Origin of the sequence: Nocardiopsis sp. NPDC006139 (assembly GCF_040614155.1) — a bacterium.
GTDB classification, from domain to species: domain Bacteria; phylum Actinomycetota; class Actinomycetes; order Streptosporangiales; family Streptosporangiaceae; genus Nocardiopsis; species Nocardiopsis changdeensis.
Genome location: NZ_JBEXTT010000007.1, coordinates 147226 through 167205 on the forward strand (window position 1 = coordinate 147226; position 19980 = coordinate 167205).

The 19980-nt window shown below is 71.9% G+C and carries 19 protein-coding genes; 10 read left to right on the forward strand and 9 right to left on the reverse strand.

Annotated features, from left to right (window positions below):
- Positions 1-527 precede the first annotated feature (527 nt).
- From ABZ249_RS11400 to ABZ249_RS11425, 6 genes are all read left to right on the forward strand, one after another.
- Positions 528-3248, forward strand: coding sequence for a transglycosylase domain-containing protein (locus tag ABZ249_RS11400; RefSeq protein ID WP_355260573.1), 2721 nt, complete (start codon positions 528-530; stop codon positions 3246-3248).
- A 241-nt stretch (positions 3249-3489) separates the two neighbouring features.
- Positions 3490-3780 carry a 30S ribosomal protein S6 gene (gene rpsF, locus ABZ249_RS11405; RefSeq protein ID WP_220563978.1) on the forward strand — a complete coding sequence of 97 codons (291 nt, stop codon included), beginning with the start codon at positions 3490-3492 and terminating at the stop codon, positions 3778-3780.
- 126 nt (positions 3781-3906) lie between these two features.
- A complete protein-coding gene (locus ABZ249_RS11410; RefSeq protein ID WP_220563977.1) occupies positions 3907-4500 on the forward strand; it encodes a single-stranded DNA-binding protein in 594 nt (197 codons plus the stop codon).
- A 134-nt stretch (positions 4501-4634) separates the two neighbouring features.
- Positions 4635-4871, forward strand: a complete 237-nt coding sequence (gene rpsR, locus ABZ249_RS11415; RefSeq protein ID WP_073381321.1) for a 30S ribosomal protein S18 — start codon at positions 4635-4637, stop codon at positions 4869-4871.
- Between the two features lie 28 nt (positions 4872-4899).
- Positions 4900-5346, forward strand: coding sequence for a 50S ribosomal protein L9 (gene rplI / locus ABZ249_RS11420; protein WP_355260577.1), 447 nt, complete (start codon positions 4900-4902; stop codon positions 5344-5346).
- A gap of 180 nt (positions 5347-5526) precedes the next feature.
- The gene (locus ABZ249_RS11425; RefSeq protein ID WP_355260580.1) at positions 5527-6342 is read left to right on the forward strand and encodes a peptidoglycan recognition family protein; all 816 of its coding nucleotides are present in this window, start codon (positions 5527-5529) and stop codon (positions 6340-6342) included.
- A 51-nt stretch (positions 6343-6393) separates the two neighbouring features.
- Here ABZ249_RS11425 and ABZ249_RS11430 read toward each other — a convergent pair whose 3' ends face one another.
- Positions 6394-7743 (reverse strand): MATE family efflux transporter, encoded by a 1350-nt coding sequence (locus tag ABZ249_RS11430; protein ID WP_355260587.1) that lies wholly within the window; start codon positions 7741-7743, stop codon positions 6394-6396.
- 347 nt (positions 7744-8090) lie between these two features.
- Here ABZ249_RS11430 and dnaB point away from each other — a divergent pair, with 347 nt between their 5' ends.
- Positions 8091-10676 (forward strand): replicative DNA helicase, encoded by a 2586-nt coding sequence (dnaB, locus tag ABZ249_RS11435; RefSeq protein WP_355260590.1) that lies wholly within the window; start codon positions 8091-8093, stop codon positions 10674-10676.
- Between the two features lie 28 nt (positions 10677-10704).
- Here the strand turns inward: dnaB and ABZ249_RS11440 are convergent, their stop codons facing one another.
- The 8 genes from ABZ249_RS11440 to upp all read right to left on the reverse strand — a co-directional run bounded on the left by ABZ249_RS11440 (position 10705) and on the right by upp (position 18194).
- Positions 10705-11706 (reverse strand): NADP-dependent oxidoreductase, encoded by a 1002-nt coding sequence (locus ABZ249_RS11440; protein WP_355260593.1) that lies wholly within the window; start codon positions 11704-11706, stop codon positions 10705-10707.
- A 50-nt stretch (positions 11707-11756) separates the two neighbouring features.
- The gene (locus tag ABZ249_RS11445) at positions 11757-12815 is read right to left on the reverse strand and encodes an AraC family transcriptional regulator ligand-binding domain-containing protein (protein ID WP_355260595.1); all 1059 of its coding nucleotides are present in this window, start codon (positions 12813-12815) and stop codon (positions 11757-11759) included.
- Between the two features lie 142 nt (positions 12816-12957).
- Complete coding sequence (gene abc-f / locus ABZ249_RS11450) at positions 12958-14607, reverse strand: ribosomal protection-like ABC-F family protein (protein ID WP_355260598.1); 1650 nt, start codon at positions 14605-14607, stop codon at positions 12958-12960.
- Between the two features lie 718 nt (positions 14608-15325).
- On the reverse strand, positions 15326-15556 hold the full coding sequence (locus ABZ249_RS11455; protein WP_220563969.1) for a hypothetical protein: 231 nt from the start codon (positions 15554-15556) through the stop codon (positions 15326-15328).
- Positions 15557-15880: 324 nt separating this feature from the next.
- The gene (locus ABZ249_RS11460) at positions 15881-16390 is read right to left on the reverse strand and encodes a PH domain-containing protein (RefSeq protein WP_220563968.1); all 510 of its coding nucleotides are present in this window, start codon (positions 16388-16390) and stop codon (positions 15881-15883) included.
- Between the two features lie 18 nt (positions 16391-16408).
- A complete protein-coding gene (locus ABZ249_RS11465; protein WP_211715575.1) occupies positions 16409-16573 on the reverse strand; it encodes a hypothetical protein in 165 nt (54 codons plus the stop codon).
- 330 nt (positions 16574-16903) lie between these two features.
- Entirely contained in the window at positions 16904-17137 is a 234-nt protein-coding gene (locus ABZ249_RS11470) for a hypothetical protein (RefSeq protein ID WP_220563967.1), read from the reverse strand.
- Between the two features lie 403 nt (positions 17138-17540).
- Positions 17541-18194, reverse strand: a complete 654-nt coding sequence (gene upp, locus ABZ249_RS11475; protein ID WP_355260603.1) for a uracil phosphoribosyltransferase — start codon at positions 18192-18194, stop codon at positions 17541-17543.
- Between the two features lie 280 nt (positions 18195-18474).
- Between upp and ABZ249_RS11480 the strand changes: the two genes are divergently transcribed.
- Genes ABZ249_RS11480 through ABZ249_RS11490 form a run of 3 tightly spaced genes read left to right on the forward strand, consistent with a single transcriptional unit; the run spans position 18475 to position 19962 of the window.
- Complete coding sequence (locus ABZ249_RS11480) at positions 18475-18972, forward strand: tRNA adenosine deaminase-associated protein (RefSeq protein WP_220563965.1); 498 nt, start codon at positions 18475-18477, stop codon at positions 18970-18972.
- A 43-nt stretch (positions 18973-19015) separates the two neighbouring features.
- Positions 19016-19492: a tRNA adenosine deaminase-associated protein gene (locus ABZ249_RS11485; RefSeq protein ID WP_355260606.1), complete on the forward strand. Its 477-nt coding sequence runs from the start codon at positions 19016-19018 to the stop codon at positions 19490-19492.
- Entirely contained in the window at positions 19489-19962 is a 474-nt protein-coding gene (locus ABZ249_RS11490; protein WP_355260609.1) for a nucleoside deaminase, read from the forward strand. Before ABZ249_RS11485 ends, ABZ249_RS11490 begins: the two co-directional genes overlap by 4 nt.
- Positions 19963-19980: the final 18 nt, after the last annotated feature.

The following is a 19980-nucleotide window of genomic DNA, read 5'->3' on the forward strand; positions in this document are numbered from 1 at the left end:
GCCGGTAGAGCCCCCGACCCGGCCAGGGACGGGCGTCCACGCCGGTCGCCTCCGAAGGGACCGGAGTCCCTACGGGCCAACGACCAGGAGGATGCAGCGGCCAACGTCTTCGCGACCTGTTGAAAACCTTCGCCCCCGGCGGGGCGTCCCTTTATCAAGCCTTGAAGCACAGGCGACAGTGGCGGGGCCGGACCACCGGCCCGACCCCGCGCCGGTCACCGCGGAACAGGTCGCGGACCACCGATCCCCCAGGGGGACCGCCCCCCGTTCCACCAAGGAATCGTCAGGCCGACCGGCCGTGAAAGGCAATCGAGGACCACGTGAGTACCGAACGACGACGGGATGCCGGCGGCGGCCGTCGCCGGGCCGAGGGCCCGGCGAGCGGCGCCGGGGGCAACGGCGGGAGGCGGAGGGCCGACGGCCCGCCGCCCAGGGAACAACGTGCCGGAGGGCGCCGATCCCCGGAAGCGGACAACGGTTTCTGGGGGGAGGAGGAGCGCCCCCGGCGCCGCCCCCCGGCCGATGACATGGGATCCGAAGGCCGCGGCGGCCGCCGGAGGGCCGAGGGCGAGCGCCCGCGGCGCCCCGAGGGCGGACAGCGCCGCAGGCCCCCGGAGGACGACCCGCGCGGCCGCGAGGGCGGCCGGCGCGGCGCTCCGGAGGGGCAGCGGCGCCGCCCGCCCGCCGACGGCGAGCGCCCCCGCCGCCGTCCCGAGGACGCCGAGCACGGCGCCCGGGCCGAGGGCCAGCGGCGGCGCCGTCCGCCCGAGGACGCGTCCCGCCCCGGCGGCCGGCGCCGTCCCGACGGCCCGCGCGACCCGCGCGAGCGCGAGCACGGCGCCCGCTCCGAGGGCGGCCGCCGCCGTGCGGCCGCCGGCGGTGGCGGACGCGGCGGATCCGGCGGAGGACGCCGGCGCCGCGGCGGCGAGGACGAGCCGGACGACCGCCCCTGGTGGAAGCGGTTCTTCGCCAAGGCGTGGAAGCCCGCGCTGGCCGCGTTCGGCCTGATGATCATCGGCGGCGTGGCGGTCTTCGCGTTCCTGTACGCGCAGGCTCCCGACCCGGGGGACCTCGATGCCAAGGCCGACGCGGAGATGTCGGCCACCCAGATCTTCTGGGAGACCGGCGACGTCGCGGTCACCACGGGCGAGGTCCGTCGCATCGAGGTCTCGTACGATGAGATCCCGCCGCACGTCATCGACGGCATCCTCGCCGCCGAGCAGCACACGTTCTTCGAGGACCCGGGCATCAGCATCACGGGTATCGGACGCGCCCTGTTCTACCGGGGCGAGGTCGGCGGCGGTTCCACCATCACCCAGCAGATGGCCCGCAACTACTACAGCGACCTCGAGGGCTACGGCACCATCGAGCGCAAGATCCGCGAGATCTTCATCTCCATCAAGCTCGGCCAGCGGATGGAGAAGGAGGAGATCCTCGAGCGCTACGTCAACACGATCTACTTCGGCCGCCAGGCCATGGGGATCGAGATGGCGGCCCGCCAGTACTTCGACAAGAGCGTGTCGGAGCTCGACCCGGCCGAGGGCGCCTACCTGGGGATCATCATCCAGATGCCCTCCAACTTCGAGAACTCGGAGCTGGGGCCCTGGACCGAGACGTACCTCAAAGAGGAGCGCTGGCCCTACGTGCAGAGGCAGCTGGCGGCCATGTACGAGGAGAACCCCGACCGCGGCATGCCCAAGAGCGAGGCCGACGCCCTGGCGATCCCCGACACGACCCAGTGGGGCCCCAGCGCCGAAGGCGAGGAGGAAGAGGCCGAGGAGGAAGGGACCGAGGAGGAGTTCGACCCCAAGCCCGGCTACGTCCGCGACGCCGTCGTCACCGAGCTCGTCGAGCGCTACGACCTCACCGCCGACAAGATCGCCACCCAGGGGTACCGGGTGGAGACCTCCCTCAACCCCGAGCTCATGGACGCGGCCTACACCGCGTTCGACACCCTGCCCGGACACCCGGAGGACACCCGCAAGGGCCTGACCGCGATCAACCCCGCCACCGGCGAGATCGTCGCCTTCCGCGGCGGCGAGGACGTGGGCGTCCAGCTCAACCAGTCCCTGGTGGAGCGCACCCAGGCGGGCTCGTCGTACAAGCCCTACGTGCTCGCCACGGCGCTCAGCCAGAACATCAGCCTCCGCACGCTGATGAACGGCGACTCGCCGCAGGAGTTCGAAGGGCTGGCCAGCCCGGTCCAGAACGCCGACCTGCAGGACCACGGCGCGGTCGACCTCGTCGAGTCCACCGCGAACTCCTACAACACCCCGTACGTGCAGCTCGCCGTCGAGGTGACGCCGGCCGCCGTGGACCAGATGGCCGTCGCCGCCGGTGTGGACGAGGAGCAGACCACGACCTCCACCCAGGGGCCGCTGATCGCGCTGGGCACCCACCAGGTCAGCGCCCTGGACCAGGCCACCGGTTACGCGACCTTCGCCGCGGACGGGGTGCACCGGCCGGCGCACATGGTCACCAAGGTGACCACCAGCGACGGTACCGAGATCTTCCCCAACGACCAGGACCTGATCGAGACCGGGACCCGGGCCATGTCCGCCGAGGTCGCGGCCGACGTCACCTTCGCCCTGACCCAGGTCGTCACCAACGGCGGTGGCACCAACGCCGCGCTGCCCGACGGCCGCCCGGTCGCGGGCAAGACCGGTACCTCCTCGGGCGCCATCTCGGCCTGGTTCGTCGGCTACGTGCCCCAGCTGTCGGTGGCGGTCGGCCTCAGCCGGGCGGACGCCAATACGGGACTGGAGTTCGAGGGCATCTCCAACAGCGAGGTCTTCGGTGGCAGCACCTCGGCCACCGTGTGGCGCGAGTTCATGGTCCAGGCCGTGGACATCATGGAGCTGGAGCCGCAGAACTTCCCGCCGGCCGCGAACGTGGGCACGGACCAGAACTTCGCGCCCACGCCCAGCCCGGACCCCTCGCCCTCGGAGGAGCCCAGCGAGGAGCCCAGCGAGGAGCCGAGCGAGGAGCCCAGCGACGTCCCGTGCGACCCGAACAACATCGATCCGAACAACCCCAACTGCGAGGGCTTCGAGACGCCTCCCGACTGCACCTTCCCCTGGGACTGTGACGACGAGACGGGCGAACCGACTCCGCCGGACGACTGCGCGAGCCGTCCGATCACCGACCCCTGCCACACGGAGGGGGAAGAGGACAACGGCGGCTGGCGTCCCGGACAGGGCCAGGACAACAACGGCCGGGTGACCATCCTGGGCACCCGCGACGACTGACCCTTCCGGGGACCCGGAGGTGGGGGGCCGGTGCGCATCGCGCACCGGCCCCTCCGCGCGTCCGGCGGGGGCCGCGGCCGGGGAAGCGGCCGCCGATTCCGGTCCCGTGCTGCTGGTAGCCTTGGTTCCCGTATGGCTCTGAGCCCGCGCCCCCGCCGCCACGAGCGGGACACCGCGGGCTCCTGCCCTCCTGCCATGGAGATTCCATGGCCGCGACAGTCCAGAGGAGGAACGTACGCCGATGCGTCGTTACGAAATCATGGTCATCCTCGACCCCAACCTCGACGAGCGCACCGTCGCCCCGTCGCTGGAGAACTTCCTGTCCGTCGTGCGCAACGACGGCGGCTCGGTCGAGAAGGTCGACATCTGGGGCAAGCGTCGGCTCGCCTACGACATCGAGAAGAACCCCGAGGGCATCTACGCCGTGATCGACCTGACGGCCACGCCCGCCACGGTCAAGGAGCTCGACCGCCAGCTCGGCATCGCCGAGGCCGTGCTCCGCACCAAGGTCATCCGGCCCGAGGTCCACTAGCGGCCCCCCGGCCGCGGCCCCCTTCCCCGGATCGCCCGATTCCGCTGATTTCTGTCGGTGGAAGGACGGATGATCAGGGGAGCAGGCGAAACCGCCTGACCCGATCTACCCCGAACCGGAGCCCTCATGGCAGGCGAAACCCAGATCACGCTCGTCGGCAACCTGGTCGACGATCCTGAGATGCGCTTCACGGCGAGTGGAGCCGCTGTCGCCAACTTCCGCGTGGCCTCGACGCCGCGCACCTTCGACCGCGCGTCGGGGGAGTGGAAGGACGGCGAGTCCATGTTCCTCACCTGCACCGTGTGGCGGCAGTACGCGGAGAACGTCGCGGAGAGCCTCCAGCGCGGTATGCGCGTGATCGTCCAGGGGCGCCTCAAGCAGCGCTCCTACGACACCCAGCAGGGTGAGAAGCGCACCGTCTTCGAGGTCGACGTCGACGAGGTCGGCCCGGCCCTGCGCAGCGCCACCGCCAAGGTGACCAAGACGCAGCGCCAGGGCGGCGGGGGCGGCGGCTTCGGCGGGGGCGGCGGCGGTGGTTTCGGTGGCGGCCAGCCCCAGCAGGGTGGCGGCGGCTACGGGAACCAGGGCGGCGGCTTCGGCGGCGGCCAGCAGGGCAACCGCGGCGGCGGCCCCGCCAACGACGACCCGTGGGCCAACAACGGCGGCGGTGGCGGAGGCGGCGGCTTCGGCGGCGGTTTCTCCGACGACCCGCCGTTCTAGCCGAGCGTCCGCGCCGCGGCCCCGTGCCGTAGGCGCGACACCCCGACCCGGCGCCCCAGGGCGCCGAGTCACTGTTCACATGTCCTCAGACCATCCCCGGGAGGAACCCGGGGCTCTTGCGAAGGAGCACCACGATGGCGAAGCCGGCAGCGCGCAAGCCCAAGAAGAAGGTTTGCTTTTTCTGCCAGGAGAAGCAGTCCTACATCGACTACAAGGACACCACGCTTCTCCGCAAGTTCATCTCCGAGCGCGGCAAGATCCGCGCCCGCCGCGTGACGGGTAACTGCACCCAGCACCAGCGCGACGTCGCCACCGCGATCAAGAACGCGCGCGAGGTCGCCCTGCTGCCCTACACCAGCACCGCTCGCTAGCGGGGATTCTCCGAGGGAGGTTTTTGTCGTGAAGCTGATCCTGACCCACGAGGTCAACGGTCTCGGAGCCCCCGGCGATGTCGTCGAGGTGAAGAACGGCTACGGCCGCAACTACCTGCTTCCCCGCGGGTTCGCCATCCGGTGGACGCGCGGCGGCCAGAAGCAGATCGACCTGATCCAGCGCGCCCGCGCCGCGCGCGACATCCGGACCCTGGACGAGGCCAAGCAGGTCGCCGGCCAGGTCAACGCGCTCACCGTGCGCCTCAAGCAGCGCGCCGGCGAGGGTGGCCGCCTCTTCGGCTCGGTCACCCCGGCGGACATCGCCGAGGCCGTCCAGGCCTCCGGCGGCCCGCAGCTGGACAAGCGCCGCATCGAGGTCAAGACCCCGATCAAGTCGGCCGGCGCCCACAAGGTCCAGGTCCGCCTGCACCCCGAGGTCGTCGCCACGATCAAGCTGGACGTCGTCGGCGTCTGAGCCGAGGCGTTCGCGCTCGTGCGAACCGGCCCCGCACCTCCTTCGAGGTGCGGGGCCGGTCCCGTTCGGGGGCAACACGCCGGTGGTCACCGAAAGCCACCCTTTGGCTACTCTTTGTAATCTATCGTGTTCTCTGTGTCGGTGTCGCGTGACGCCCAGGACAGAGAGGACGACGGGCCGATGAACGGACGACCGGAGCACCTACCCGACCGCAGGACGGTCCTGAGGGGCACCGCACTGGCCGCCGGGGGCGTGCTGCTCGGCGGGCTGGCCGGGCTCACCCCCGCCACAGGCGCGCTGGTCGCGGCCAGGCCCAAGGTGTACACCCGCACGGACTGGAAGGCCAGGGCCCCCAAGAACCGCATCGAGGTCCTGGGGAAGGGGCCGACCCACATCGTCGTGCACCACACCGCCACCGGGAACGTCTCCGACACCTCCACCGCCCACGCGGCCTCGCTGTCCCGCTCCATCCAGCGATACCACATGGACCACAACGGGTGGAGCGACACCGGGCAGCAGCTCACCATCAGCCGCGGCGGGCACATCATGGAGGGCCGCGACCGCACCCTCCAGGCCATCGGCGACGGCCACCACGTGATCGGCGCGCACACGGCCGACCACAACTCGCACACCATCGGCATCGAGAACGAGGGCACCTACAGCACGGCGACCCCGCCGGCCGCGCTCATGCGCTCCCTGGTGGACACCTGCGCCTGGCTGTGCCTGGTCTACCGGCTGGACCCGCAGGAGGCCATCGTCGGCCACCGCGACTACAACTCCACCAACTGCCCGGGGGACAAGCTCTACTCCATGCTCCCGGACCTGCGCAGGGACGTCGCCTCCCGGCTCCGGGAACAGCTCTCCCACCTGGGCCGGGTCACCGGGGTCGAGATCTCCCTGGAACAGCTGCCGACCTTCCCGGACACCCCGTCCTCGGAGCGGGTGGCCACCTTCTACCACGGTCCGGCGGTCGGCGAGCTCGACGTCTCCCTCTGACCCCGGCGCCCCGGGACTTCCGCCCCGCCGGAACTCCCGGGCAGGGCCGGGTCAGGGCCTGGACGCGCCGGTGACCAGCCAGGCCGTGCCCCGGGCCCGGTGCCCCAGGGCGACCGCACGGGCCAGGATCCAGATCCCGTAGGCGACCCACAGGGCCACGATCCCCCCGGTGGCGGACAGCCCGAGCGGCGGCACCACCAGGGCGAACGGCAGGAAGGCCAGCATCGTCCACAGGGAGGCCCAGGCCAGGTAGCGCTGGTCCCCGGCGCCCATCAGCACTCCGTCGAGCACCATGGTCACCCCGCTCAGCGGCTGCAGCAGGGCCACCACGACCAGGGACGCGGTGATGAGCACGCGCACCTGCGGGTCCGAGGTGAACGGGATCCACGCCCACGGCAGGACCAGCAGCACCAGCAGGGTGAAGGCCGTGCCCAGCATCACGCCCCACTCGACCATGCGGCGGGTGGCGTCCCGGGTCCCGCGGACGTCGCCCGCCCCCAGGTAGCGGCCGACGATCGCCTGCCCGGCGATCGCGATCGCGTCCATGGCGAACACCAGCAGCGCCCAGATGTTGTGCGAGACCTGGTGGGCGGCCACCGACGCGTCGCCGAGCCGGGCCGCCACCGCCACGGTCACCAGCGCCACCACGCGCATCGAGACGCTGCGCAGGAACAGCGCGAACCCGGCCGAGGCCGAGGCGCGCAGGCCCGCCGCCGACGGCGCGAGCGACACCCCCTCGCTCCGGGCGCGGCGCACCATCACCGCCACGTACCAGAACGCCCCGCCGCCCTGGGCGATCACCGTCGCCCACGCCGAACCGGCGATGCCCCAGTCCAGGACCAGCACGAACACCGCGCACAGCAGCGCGTTGCCCAGGAAGGACGCGACCGCGACGGCCAGCGGGGTGCGGGCGTCCTGGAGGCCGCGCAGCACACCGGTGCCCGCCATGACGATGAGCAGGAACGGCGTGCTCAGCAGGCTGACGCGCAGGTAGACCAGGGCGTAGGGGGCGACCTCGGGAGAGGCCCCCAGCAGGTCCACCATGGCGGGCCCGAGCGGCCAGCCGATCGCGATCGCCGCGGCGCCGAGCAGCACGGCGAGCCACAGGCCGTCGATCCCGTCCCGGATGCCCCCGGGTACGTCCCCCGCGCCGAACTTGCGGGCGACGGCCGCGGTGGTGCCGTAGGCGAGGAAGATGCAGACGGCCACCAGGGTGAGCAGCACCTGGCCGGCGATGCCCAGCCCGGCCAGGGCCGAGGTGCCCAGGGTGCCGACGATCGCGGAGTCGGTCAGCAGGAACAGGGGTTCGCTGACGAGGGCGAAGAACGTGGGGATCGCCAGGGCGAAGATCTCGCGGTCGTGGCGGTGCCGGAACGGGGCGGCGGAGAGCGGTCTGGGCATGACCGGTCCACGCTATCGGACAGGCGTTCCCCTGGGAGGGTGAAGTTGTCCACAGGTCTCGGGATGCCTGTGGATAACTTGTGGAAATCGGCTCTGTGAGACATCTTGCACACCCCGTATCGAAGCGTGTTTTCGCAGGTCAACACTGGTGACAGGGGTCGTGCGCAAAGTTATCCACAGGTTATGTGCACAACGGGTCGGTGAAACCCCTGCGGACTCGGGCGAACGGGTGCTATCGAGCCTGTGGACGGCTCCGCCCGCGGCCTCCCCGGCGCGTTCCATGAGGCATCCTGGAAGGGTCGGTCCCGACCCGGGGCCGGTGGAGCACGGCCCAGGGGAGATTGTTCGTGAGCGTCGCTGAGCAGCCACCCGAAGAAGGCGGATACGAGCGCACGCCACCCCACGACATCCAGGCCGAGCAGGGCGTCCTGGGCGGCATGCTCATCTCCAAGGACGCCATCACCCAGGTCGTGGAGATCATCCGCTCCGCGGACTTCTACCGGCCGGCGCACCAGATCATCTACGACGCCATCGTCGACCTGTTCTCCCGCGGCGAGCCGGTCGACATCGTCTCCGTCAACGCCGAGCTGACCAAGCGCGGCGAGTCCGCCCGCGTCGGCGGCGCGCTCTACCTGACCACCCTCACCAACGCCATCCCCACCGCGGCGAACGCCGGCTACTACGCCAAGATCGTCTCCGACCGCGCCGTGCTGCGCCGCCTGGTCGAGGTCGGCACCCGCATCGCGCAGATCGGCTACGCGGGCGACGGCGAGGTCGACGACCTCGTCGACCACGCCCAGGCCGAGATCTACAAGGTCGCCGAGAAGCGCACCGGCGAGGACTACGTCCCCCTCGCCGACATCATGCCCGGCGCCCTGGACGAGATCGAGGCCATCTCCTCCCACGACGGCACCCTCACCGGCGTCCCCACCGGGTTCGCCGACTTCGACGCCCTCACCAACGGCCTCCACCCCGGCCAGATGATCATCATCGCCGCCCGCCCCGCCGTCGGGAAGGCCCTGGCCCTGGACACCCCGCTGCCCACCCCCCAGGGGTGGACGACCATGGGCGCGGTCCGGGTGGGAGACGAACTGCTGGCCGCGGACGGGACACCCACCCGTGTGGTGGCGGCGACCGAGGTGATGACCGGGCGCCCCTGCTACGAGGTGGTGTTCGACGACGGGACCACCGTTGTCGCCGACGCCGAGCACCAGTGGCTCACCCACACCCGGGCATCGCGCCGCGCCGCCCGAGAGGCCGCCCGCTCGGGGGGCGCCCCGCGGACCCTTCCCGAGGTGCGGACCACCAGGGAGATCGCCCGCACCCTGCGGCTGTCCACCGCCGACGCCCGCCTCAACCACTCGGTCGCCAACGCCGGACCACTGGAGCTGCCCGAGCGGGAACTGCCGCTCCCGCCCTACTTCCTCGGCGTCTGGCTGGGTGACGGGGCCACCGACGCCGCCCGGATCACGACCGCCGACCCGGAGGTCCTCCTCAATATCGAGGCCGAAGGGCTGGTGACCAAGCCGGCGGGCCGTCTCGCCTACAGCGTCCGCCTCCCCCAGGAGGACCCCGAGGCGCGGGCCTGCGTGGTGTGCGGGCAGGAATTCGTCCCCGCCCTTCCGCACGTGCGCAGTTGCGGGCGGTCCTGCGGCGGAAGGGCGAGGTTCGTCTCCGACCCGGTCCCGGAGTCCCCCTGCCCGGACTGCGGGAGCCCCATGAGCGGGCGCCTGCGCTGCCGTGAGTGCACCCGGCACCGCGGGAGCGTCCAGGCGCTTTTGAGGACCCTGGGGGTGCTCGGGAACAAGCACATCCCCATGGAGTACCTGCGGGCCTCGGTGGAGCAGCGGCGGGCGCTCTTGGCCGGGCTGCTGGACTCCGACGGCACGGTCAACGCCAGCGGGTCGATCCAGTTCGCGGTGACCGACGAACGGCTGGCGAACGACTTCCGCGAGCTGGCGCACGGGCTCGGGTACCGCACCGGTATGTCGACACGACGGGTCAAGGGGCGCACCGAGGCCTCCTCCACCTGCTACACGGTCACCTTCGGGTCCGAACGCGAGGTCTTCCGCCTCTCACGCAAGCAGGAGGCGCACCGCACCCGCGGGGCCGGGCGCGGCTACGCGCGGATCGGCTCCAGGTTCGTCACGCAGGTACGTCCCATCGACAGCGTTCCGGTCCGTTGCGTCCAGGTGGACCATCCCGACCACCTGTTCCTGGCCACGAAGGCCATGGTGCCCACGCACAACTCCACCCTGGCTCTGGATTTCGCGCGGGCGGCGTCGATCAAGCACGACATGACCGCGGTCTTCTTCAGCCTGGAGATGGGGCGCAACGAGATCGTCATGCGCCTGCTCTCGGCGGAGGCTCGGGTGCCGCTGCACACCATGCGGTCGGGCCTGATGACCGACGACGACTGGGCGCGCCTGGCCCGGCGGATGGGCGAGGTGGCCAACGCGCCCCTGTTCATCGACGACTCGCCCAACATGTCGATGATGGAGATCCGGGCCAAGTGCCGGCGGCTCAAGCAGCAGCACGACCTCAAGCTGGTCATCGTCGACTACCTCCAGCTGATGAGCTCGCCCGGCCGGGTGGAGAGCCGCCAGCAGGAGGTCTCGGAGATGTCCCGGTCGCTCAAGCTGCTGGCCAAGGAGCTGGAGGTGCCCGTGGTGGCGCTCTCCCAGCTCAACCGAGGCCCCGAACAGCGCACCGACAAACGCCCACAAGTATCGGACCTTCGCGAATCGGGCAGCATCGAGCAGGACGCGGACATGGTGATCCTGCTGTACCGCGAGGACGTGCACGACAAGGAGTCTCCGCGCGCGGGCGAGGCGGACATCATCGTCGCCAAGCACCGCAACGGCCCCACCGCGGACGTCACCGTGGCCTTCCAGGGCCACTACAGCCGCTTCGTCGACATGGCGCCCGGATAGGCCCGGGACGCCCGCGGCGGGGCCGCGTTCACAGGCGGACCAGCATCTTGCCGGTGTTGGCGCCCTCCAGGACCCCGCGCAGGGCCTCCGGGGCCTTCTCCAGGCCGTCCAGGACGGTCTCGCGGGTGCGCAGGGTGCCGTCGAGCAGCCACGGCACCGCCTTGGCGTGGAACTCGGGGAACCGGTGCAGGTGGTTGCTCACCAGCATGCCGCGCAGGGTGACCTCCCGGGTGGCGGCCCGGTACAGGTTCGGCCCCGGGGCGGGTTCGGCGTCGTTGTAGTCGCCGACCGCGCCGATCAGCGCCACCCGGCCCCCCTGGTTCATCACCGACAGGGCGGCCTCCAGGTGGTCGCCGCCGACCGAGTCCAGGTAGACGTCGACCCCGTCGGGTGCGGCCTCGGCCAGGCGTGCGGCCAGGTCGCCGCCCCGGCGGTCGAAGGCGGCGTCGTAGCCGAACTCCTCCAGCAGCAGCCGGGTCTTGTCCGGGCCGCCCGCGGAGCCGACGATCCGGGCCGCGCCCAGGTCGCGGGCGATCCGCGCGGCCACGCTCCCCACGGCCCCCGCGGCCGCCGAGACGTACACGGTGTCCCCCGGGCGGACCGGGGCGGTGTCGGTGAGCGCGAGGTGGGCGGTGAGGCCGGTGGTCCCCAGGGGGCCGAGGTAGGCGGAGGCCGGGATCCGGGTGGCGTCCAGGACCGTGACCCCGGCGGCGTCGAGCAGCGAGTGCTCCCGCCAGCCCAGGAAGTGGGAGACGGTCGAGCCCACCGGGACCCCCTCGGCCCGGGAGGCGACGACCTCGCCGACCGCGCTCCCCTCCAGGGGGCGGCCGATCTCGAAGGGCGGGATGTAGGAGGGCGCGTCGTTCATCCGGCCGCGCATGTAGGGGTCGACGGACATCCAGGTGTTGCGGACCAGGACCTGGCCCGGGGCGGGCTCGGGGAGGTCGGTCTCCACCAGGGCGAAGTGCTCGGGGCCCGGCTCGGCGGTCGGGCGGGCGGCCAGGTGGATCTCGCGGGTGCGGACGGTCATGGGGTGCCTCGTTCCGGTGGGCCGGGCCTGTCCCGGCGACACCTCCGAACCTAGGGACGGGCGGCCCCGGTCCCCAGGTCCGCACGCGCCGCGTACCGGTCCTGGCGCGCCAGCGCGCGGCGCTCCTGTGCCGGGGTGTGCCCCGACCAGCGGTGGAACGCCTTGCGCAGGGCGCGGTCGTCGGAGAAGCCCAGGCGGGCGGCGACGGCCTCGGCGGTCAGTCCCGAGGACAGCAGTCGCCGGGCCCGCGCGTGGCGGGCGCGGTCGACCTCCGCGCGCCAGGTGGTCCCGTGTTCGCCGAGCCGGCGCTGGAGGGTGCGCGGGCTCGATGCCAGTCGGCCGGCGACGGCGCCCAGGGCGGGCGCCCCGTGGTCGAGTTCGGCGTCCAGGGCGGTGCGGAAGAGGTCCAGCCAGCCCGGGAGGGGGTGGGCGGCGGACAGCAGCATCCCGGCGTGGCCGCGCAGGAGCTCGGCCAGGCGCGGGTCGCCGGAGGGCAGGGGCGCGTGGGCGTCCTCGGCCCGGAACACGAGCTCGTTCACCCCGGCGTCGAACTCCAGGGCGGCGGTGCCGAAGGCGCGGGCGAGGGCGGAGCGGTCGGCGGGGGCCGGGTGGGAGAAGGCCACCCGCCGGGGGGTGAGGTCGGTGCGGGTGGCCTCGCGGGCCCGGCGCAGGTAGTAGGCGAGGACGTACTCGTGGACGGCGGCGGTGGTGCGGGGGTCCCCCTCGCCGGTGTGGTAGCGCACCGCGAGGTCGTCGCCCCGGGTGTGCACGGCGAGCTCCTTCTCGGAGGCGGTGACGACCTGGTGGTAGGGGGCGCTGTGGGTGAGGGCGTCGGTGAGGGTGGTGCCGTTGACGATCAGGTAGTCCCAGGCGGGGAGGGAGCCCAGGGCCGCGGTGTGGGCGACGTGGGTTCCGGCCCGGCCGGGCGGGAGGGCGTGGGCGAGGTGCTCCCACAGGCGGATCAGGGAGGGCAGGGGGGCGCGGGCGGCCTCGTCGGCGGTGGCGGCGGGCCCGGTCTCGGCGCGGACGAGGTGCTCGGGGACGCCCGCGGTGCGCGCGGCCTCGCCGAGCAGGAGGAGCAGGGGGATGGAAACGGTCCCGTCGAGCATGGGGCCAGCTTATGCTTGGGGTGTCCGGGCTTTTCGGACACCGTGTCGGGGGTGTGCCGGTGTCCGACACACCCCCCTGTTTCGGTCAGTGGATTTAGCCATTTATGGTCAAGCCAATTTGTCGACAAAGCGACTTCGCCGATCACGGGGTGTCAGCGGTGATCATCCCCTCCCGCATCTCCAGTCTCCGCCCCCGGAACCCCGCGCGCATGGTGCGGTCGTGGGTGACGATCACCAGGGCACCGGTGTAGCGCTCCAGCGCCGCCTCCAGTTCCTCCACGAGACCGGGGGAGAGGTGGTTGGTCGGCTCGTCCAAGAGCAGCAGGTCGTAGACCCCCGAGGTCAATCCGGCCACTTCGATCCGGCGGCGCTGGCCGACCGAAAGTGACTCCACGGGCTGGTCCATCTCCCGCGCCCGGAACAGCCCCAGCGAGGCCAGCTCGTCCCGGTACTCCTCGGCCGGCCCCGGCCGCCCGGCCGCGTAGGCCTGGAGCACGGTCCGGCCCGGGACGACCGCCCCGTCCTCCTGGCGGAGGTGGCCGACCCGCCCGCGCCGCAGCACCTCGCCGGCGTCGGGCGCCAGCTCCCCGGCGATGACCCGCAGCAGCGTGCTCTTGCCCGCCCCGTTGGGACCGGTGACCATGATCCGCTCGCCCGGGGCGACGGTCAGCGCCGGAACGTCGAGCCGGTGCCCCACGCGCACCCCCGCCAGCTCCACCGGCGGCACGGGGCCGCCGTCGGCGGCGGTGAACGACGCGGTCATCTTCAGGGGGACCGGCGGCGGCGCGACAGGGTTATCGACCAGCCGCTCCGCCCGCTCCTTGGCCTGCCGGATCCGGCTCATCGCGCCGTGGGCGCGCGAGCGCATCCGGAAGTTCCCGTGCCCGAAGGCCGCCTTGTCCACCATGCGCGGGATGGCCTGGAGCGCGGCGACGTTGTTCTCGGCCAGCCGACGCTGCCGGGCCAGCTCCTCCTTCCACTCCTCGTACTCGCGGATCCACCGGGCCCGGGCCGCGGCACGGGCGCGCAGGAACCCGTCGTACCCGTTGCCGTACCGGTGGACCCGGTGCAGCTCGTGGTCCACCTCCAGGACGGTGTCGGTGATCCGGGCCAGGAAGGCCCGGTCGTGGGTGACGGCGACGACGGTGCCCCGGTGGGTGCGCAGCCGCTGCTCCAGCCAGGCGGCCGCGCTGTCGTCGAGGTCGTTGGTGGGCTCGTCGAGCAGCAGCAGCTCGGGGTCGGCGGCCAGCACCGCGGCCAGGGCCAGCCGCGATCGCTCCCCGCCGGAGAGCGTGTGCAGCGGGCGGTCGCGGTCCAGGCCGGGCAGGCCCAGGCCGTGCAGCCCGGCGTCGACCCGGGCGTCGGCCTCGTAGCCGCCCCGCGCCTCGAACTCGGACAGCAGGTCGCCGTAGGCGGCCAGCTCCGCGGGTCCGGCGGTGCCGAGCGACGCCTCGGACCGGTGCAGGCGGGCCTCCATCTCCCGCAGGTCGGCCAGGGCGTGGTCGACCGCGTCGCCGACGGTGCCGGTCATGACGCCGACCCGTTCCAGGGTCTGGGGCAGGTATCCGACGCCTCCGGGGGCGGCGACGAGGACCTCGCCGTTGTCGGGCGCCTCCTCCCCGGCCAGCAGCCGGAGCAGGGTGCTCTTGCCGGATCCGTTGTCACCGATGACGCCGACCCGTTCGCCGGGGGCGATGGTCAGGTCCACTCCGTCCAGGACGGTGTGGTCGCCGTAGTGCTTGGCGACCCCGGTGAGGGTGATCTGGGAGCGGATGCGTGTCGCGGCGCGCATGTGCGTTCCTCCTCGGGTGGTCTCGGCGGCGGACAGGGCGGGGTGTGGCGGGGCGGTGCGCAAGGATGCGTCTCCTCGGGTGGTCTCGGTGTCGGGGAGTGCGGTGCGCATGTGCGCGCCTCCTCGTGCGGTCTCGGCGGCGGGGGCTGCGGGTCGGTCTCGTGGGGTGCGCAGGGGTGTGCCTCTCTGCTGCGGTGGGGCCGGTGGAGCGGGCCGCGGGCCGTCGGAGGGCGTTCCGCCGTGCGGGCACCCGGAGGGCGGACGCGCGCGGGGCGCGGGCTCGGGGTGCGGGAACGACGAGGAGGCCGTACCGGATCGACCGCGGGACGGTGGCGCCGGTGGAGCCGCGCGGGCCCGCCGGGGTGCGGCGGGTGCGCGTCGTGCTCTGACACGGGCGTCGGACGCGGGATCACAGGAAGGATTACAGCCTCATGTGCAAGACGGTACGTCTCGTTTCGTTGAGAGTCAAGGCGGAACCTTGTGAGACGCGGATCACTCTCAGTGGGCGTCTTTGGGGATGTCTGAAACAGCGATATTGCTTCAAGCCGATAAGTCGACAAGGCGAGGGGCCGCCGGGGCCGGCCCGGCCCCGGGAGCAGCGAAGGGCCGCCCCGCTGTGCGGGACGGCCCTTCGGACTCGCTCTCTCGCGTCCGGTGCGAACACCGGTCGCCCCCTGTCCGGCGCTGCCGGAAGGGGGCGGGCGTCGTTGATGCCCTGCTACAGCCAGCGGGCCTCGGGACGGGTGCGGCCGGTCTCGTCGGCGACCAGCACCCAGTGCATGATCGGGTGCCCGGAGCTGATGGCGTCGGCGTCCTCGCGCGGCCGGGGAACGCTCACGGCGTCCGGCGCGAGGCCGGACATGCGGAGGGTCTCTTCGGCGGAACGCGTGCGTCGACGGGCGTCGACGGAGCGAGTCGGGTGCGGTGCACGGTCTGTCCTGCGCGCCATGGTGCCCTCCTCGTTTCCGTATCAGATGACCCTAGTTAACCCTATGTTCACCTTTGGGTCAATTCATTTTCCGTAGGGGCTCCGTCACAGGGGATTCTCCCGCCGTCATCGTGTATCGAAACGCCTGGTGGCGGGCGTTCTTCGCGAGGACTCCCGAGAGAGCGCGGGAGGGCTCCGCGCCAAGGTGAACGAAAGGTGAACGAGAGGGGAACCGGGCAACCCCGCGGGGGGCCTGCGAGGCGGGGCCGGAGCGGCCGGGAACGCGGGGGAAAAACAAGAAGCACCCGTCCTGTGGACGGGTGCCCTGTCGGACTGCGCGCCGGGCTACTCCTTGAAGATGAGCCCCACGACCTCCAGGTACAGCTGCTCCGGGTACGGGATGAAGTCGATCCTGCTCAGGGCCTGGTCCTGACCGGCGGACTCCATCACGAAGGTCCCGTATCCGAGGAACCGGCCCAGCAGGCTGCGCTCGAACCTCATGTCGGTGACCTTGCCCAGCGGCATCATGTTGACCTGCCGGGTGATCAGCCCCGTCGTCAGCAGCAGGCGCGCGGAGGTGATGACGAAGTAGTCGACCGACCACTCCGCGACCTGCCACACGAACCACACCAACACCAGCAGCCACAGCCACCAGATGATGGCCAGGGCGGCCGGGGTGTCCGCGATCTGCGTGTTGCTGAGGATCCCGGCCACGATCAGAGCACCCAGGACCGCGCCCACCGGTCCGATCAGGACCGCGGGATGCCTCCGGATGGTGACCACGTCCTGCTCGTGCGGGAGCAGGTAGCGGTTGACCGACGCCGGGGCGCTGTTACTCGACGCTACGAGGCGCATGGCACCCGACCATCCCCACTACGGCAGCAGTGCGTTGACGAAGCGCGACATCGACTCGGCGCCGCCCATCAGTCCCCCGAGTGCGCTCTGGATCACGCCCGCCGCGCTTTCGGGCTGCGTGAGCAGATAAAACGCCACGAAAAAGATGAGAGCGTAGCCGCCCCATTTCTTCAACTTCGCCACGACCGACTCCCCTTGGAATCCACCTGACCCACCGACCCAGCAGCGATTGTCGCATTGGGGGTCCTGCCCGTAAAGCCTGGGGCGCACCCTCGGCGTGGCGGTATGTCGGACCTTCCTTGCTTGCGGGCTGTGTCCGGTTCCGGTGCGGTTGTGCACCAGGTGACACGGGGGCCGAAAATCGGCCGCCTACCGGTGCAGGTCAGGAGGTTTGGGTTGGCATTTCTGGCGAAGCCGGACGGGATGGTCAGGTCCGAAACCCCGCGTGAGTGTCGGCCGGCCCGAAAACCGGTCTCCGTGCAGCGCGGATTTCTCCGAAGGAGGGGAGGGGCGTCAGCGCTGTTCCGCGAACGCCAGGGCGAGCACCTGGAGGTGCTGCCGTGCGATCCGCTCGACGAGGTCCGGAGTGGCGCTGCCGGTGACCTCTTCGGCCCCGTGCCGGGCCGCGTCCACGCACCGGGTCACGGTGGACTCGTGGTGCACGCCGGAGAACTCCGACGAGAGGAGGTCCACCACGGAGGCGAAGCGCTGGTCGGTGGTCGTGGGGGCGGAGGTGGTCTCGGGCATCTCTCTCCTTGAGGGCTCGGGAGACGGATGGCTCAGCGTGCGCGCACGGGGGCGTTGCGTAGTCGCCCGGGGGTCACCTGAAGGCCGCGCCCGAGGGGGCGAGGCGTTCGGTTTCGGGTGGACTACGTCCTGGGGTGGTTTCGGGCCGTGGGGGTTCCTGGTTACGGGCGACCAAGAACCATGATCACTGCTGTCGGTTACGTTCCCGTCTCAAAATGAATTCGGATAATGCGGTTCGGTGTGTCGCCCTTGGGTGCGGCCCGCCCTGCGGCCTCACGGCCTGGGGCGATGGCGGGTCGTAGCAGCACTGTGCCCCGTTTTCGGCCATTCATTCATCCGGATCTGAAAACAGCCGAAAAAGCGCCCGACCGGAGGACCGGGCGGGCGCTCGGGGCGGGGGGAGTCAGGCGCAGCCGTACAGCCGGTCGCCCGCGTCGCCCAGCCCCGGAAGGATGAAGCCGTTCTCGTTGAGCCGCTCGTCCACCGCCGCCGTCACCACGCGCAGCGTCGCGCCGTGGTCCGCCGCCAGGGTTTCGGTCAGCTTCCGCTCCACCGCGACCAGGCCCTCGGGTGCGGCCAGCAGGCAGATCGCCGTGATGTGGTCGGCGCCCCGGTCCACCAGCAGCTTGAGCGCGGCGGCCAGGGTGCCGCCGGTGGCCAGCATCGGGTCGAGCACATAGCACTGGCGGCCCGACAGGTCCTGCGGCAGCCGGTCGGCGTACGTCGCGGGCTGCAGGGTCTCCTCGTCGCGGGCCATCCCCAGGAACCCGACCTCGGCGGTGGGCAGCAGGCGCGTCATCCCGTCGAGCATGCCCAGCCCGGCGCGCAGGATCGGCACCACCAGCGGGGTGGGCCGGCTCAGCTGCGCCCCCGTGGTCTCCACCAGGGGCGTCTCGATGGTGACCTCCGTCACGCGGACGTCCCGGGTCGCCTCGTAGGCGAGCAGGGTCACCAGCTCGTCGGTCAGGCGCCGGAAGGTCGGGGAGTCGGTCCGCACATCGCGCAGGGTGGTCAGTTTGTGCGCGACCAAGGGGTGGTCGACGACCAGGGTTTCCAAGGTGGTCTCCGGGTGAGCTGGGATGACGGGACGGTGGCCGGGGAGCTGAGCCAGGCAGAGTCTAACCGTGCGCACCCACCCGGAAGGGTGCGCGAACAGGCCCGCCGGGCCCCCGCGGAAGCCCCCGATGGGACCGCGCCCCCCGAAGTCGTGAGAGCGTTGTCGGACTGAAGCGGACAAGGGCCACAGCGGGCGCGGAGTGATCGTTACCATGTCACTCGCACGGGCGATCCGGGGTTCCTTCGTCCGGACTGATGGCACCGGCCGGGTTGGGGTGACGATGACAGTGCTCGATCATGATGACGACTCGGGCGACTTCGCGGCCGTGGCGTTCCGGGAGGAGGAGTACTGGGAGGTCGACCTCCTGCCGGTCGCCCTGGTGCACGACCTCAAGGGACTGATCCACGCCCTGCGCCAGCAACCCAGTATCAGCGGGACCATCGGTCTGGTCTCGGTGGGCGACGACTTCTTCATCCTCGTGCGCGTGTACGGCGGGGAGGTGTCCCTGTTCCTGTCCGACGTGACCGCGTCCGTCGACTGGCAGGTGGCGCGGGACGTCCTCGACCACCTGGACATCGACCAGCCCGACGACGATGATCTCGATCAGGTCCTGCCCGCGGGGGACCTGTCGATCGTCGCGGACCTGGGTCTGGACGAGATGGAGCTGGGCGCGCTGGCCGGCGATCTCGACCTGTACCCGGACGAGGTGCTGGCCAGCATCTCCGAACGCCTCGGATTCGCGCAGGCCTTCCAGCGTGTCCTCGACGCGATGGGGTAAGGGACCCCACGAAGTACAGCCCGGAGAGCTAGGAGAGCACGCGGTGTCGACCTTCGCAGCCGTCTTCGCACCCGACGGCGGGACATGGCGGGGAACCGAGCTCGAACTCGGCGAGGTGGACGTCGTCGACGACGTCACCGAACTGACGCTCGACTTCGCCGCGGACACGGGTGCCCCGTCCGCCGTCCTCCTCGTGGAGGTCGACGACGAGTGGTTCGCCATCGTGCGCGCGTACGAGGACGGGGAGCCCCGGGTGTACCTGTCCGACGCCCGTGCCGTGGAGGAGTACCCGCTGGCCGAGGTGCTGGCCGAGGCCGGCACGCTGGTGGGCGCGGGCGCCCCCGACACCTCCCGGGGCGCGGCCCCGGGGGGCGACGCCGGGCTGCTGGAGGACTTCGGGGTCCCGGCCGACGAGCTGCGCTCGCTGTCCGTCGGCAGCGGCGTCCTGCCCAGCGACGTCCTGGCGGTCGTGGCCGACCGCGCCGGGTTCGGCGAACTCCTGGACGGCATGCGCCTGTGAACACGGCCCTGGACGCCGCGCTGCGCGCGGCCCTGGCCGAGGCCGAACTGGCCCTGGCCACGGGGGACGTCCCGGTGGGCGCGGTGGTGCTCGACCCCGACGGAGAGGTGATCGGCCGCGGGCACAACGAGCGCGAGGCCACCGGGGACCCGACCGGGCACGCCGAGATCCTGGCCCTGCGCGCCGCCGCCCGGCACCGCGGCGAGTGGCGGCTGTCCGGCTGCACGCTGGCGGTCACCCTGGAACCCTGCGTCATGTGCGCGGGCGCCACGGTGCTGTCCCGGGTGGACCGGCTGGTGTACGGCGCCCGCGACCCCAAGGCGGGCGCCGCGGGATCGCTGTGGGACCTGGTCCGCGACCCGCGCCTGAACCACCGGCCCGAGGTGATCCCGTCCGACCTGGTGGGCGAGGACGTCGCCGCCGCCTGCTCCGACCTGCTCACCCGGTTCTTCGCGCGGCGCCGGGGGTAACCGGTTTTCCGCACCCTC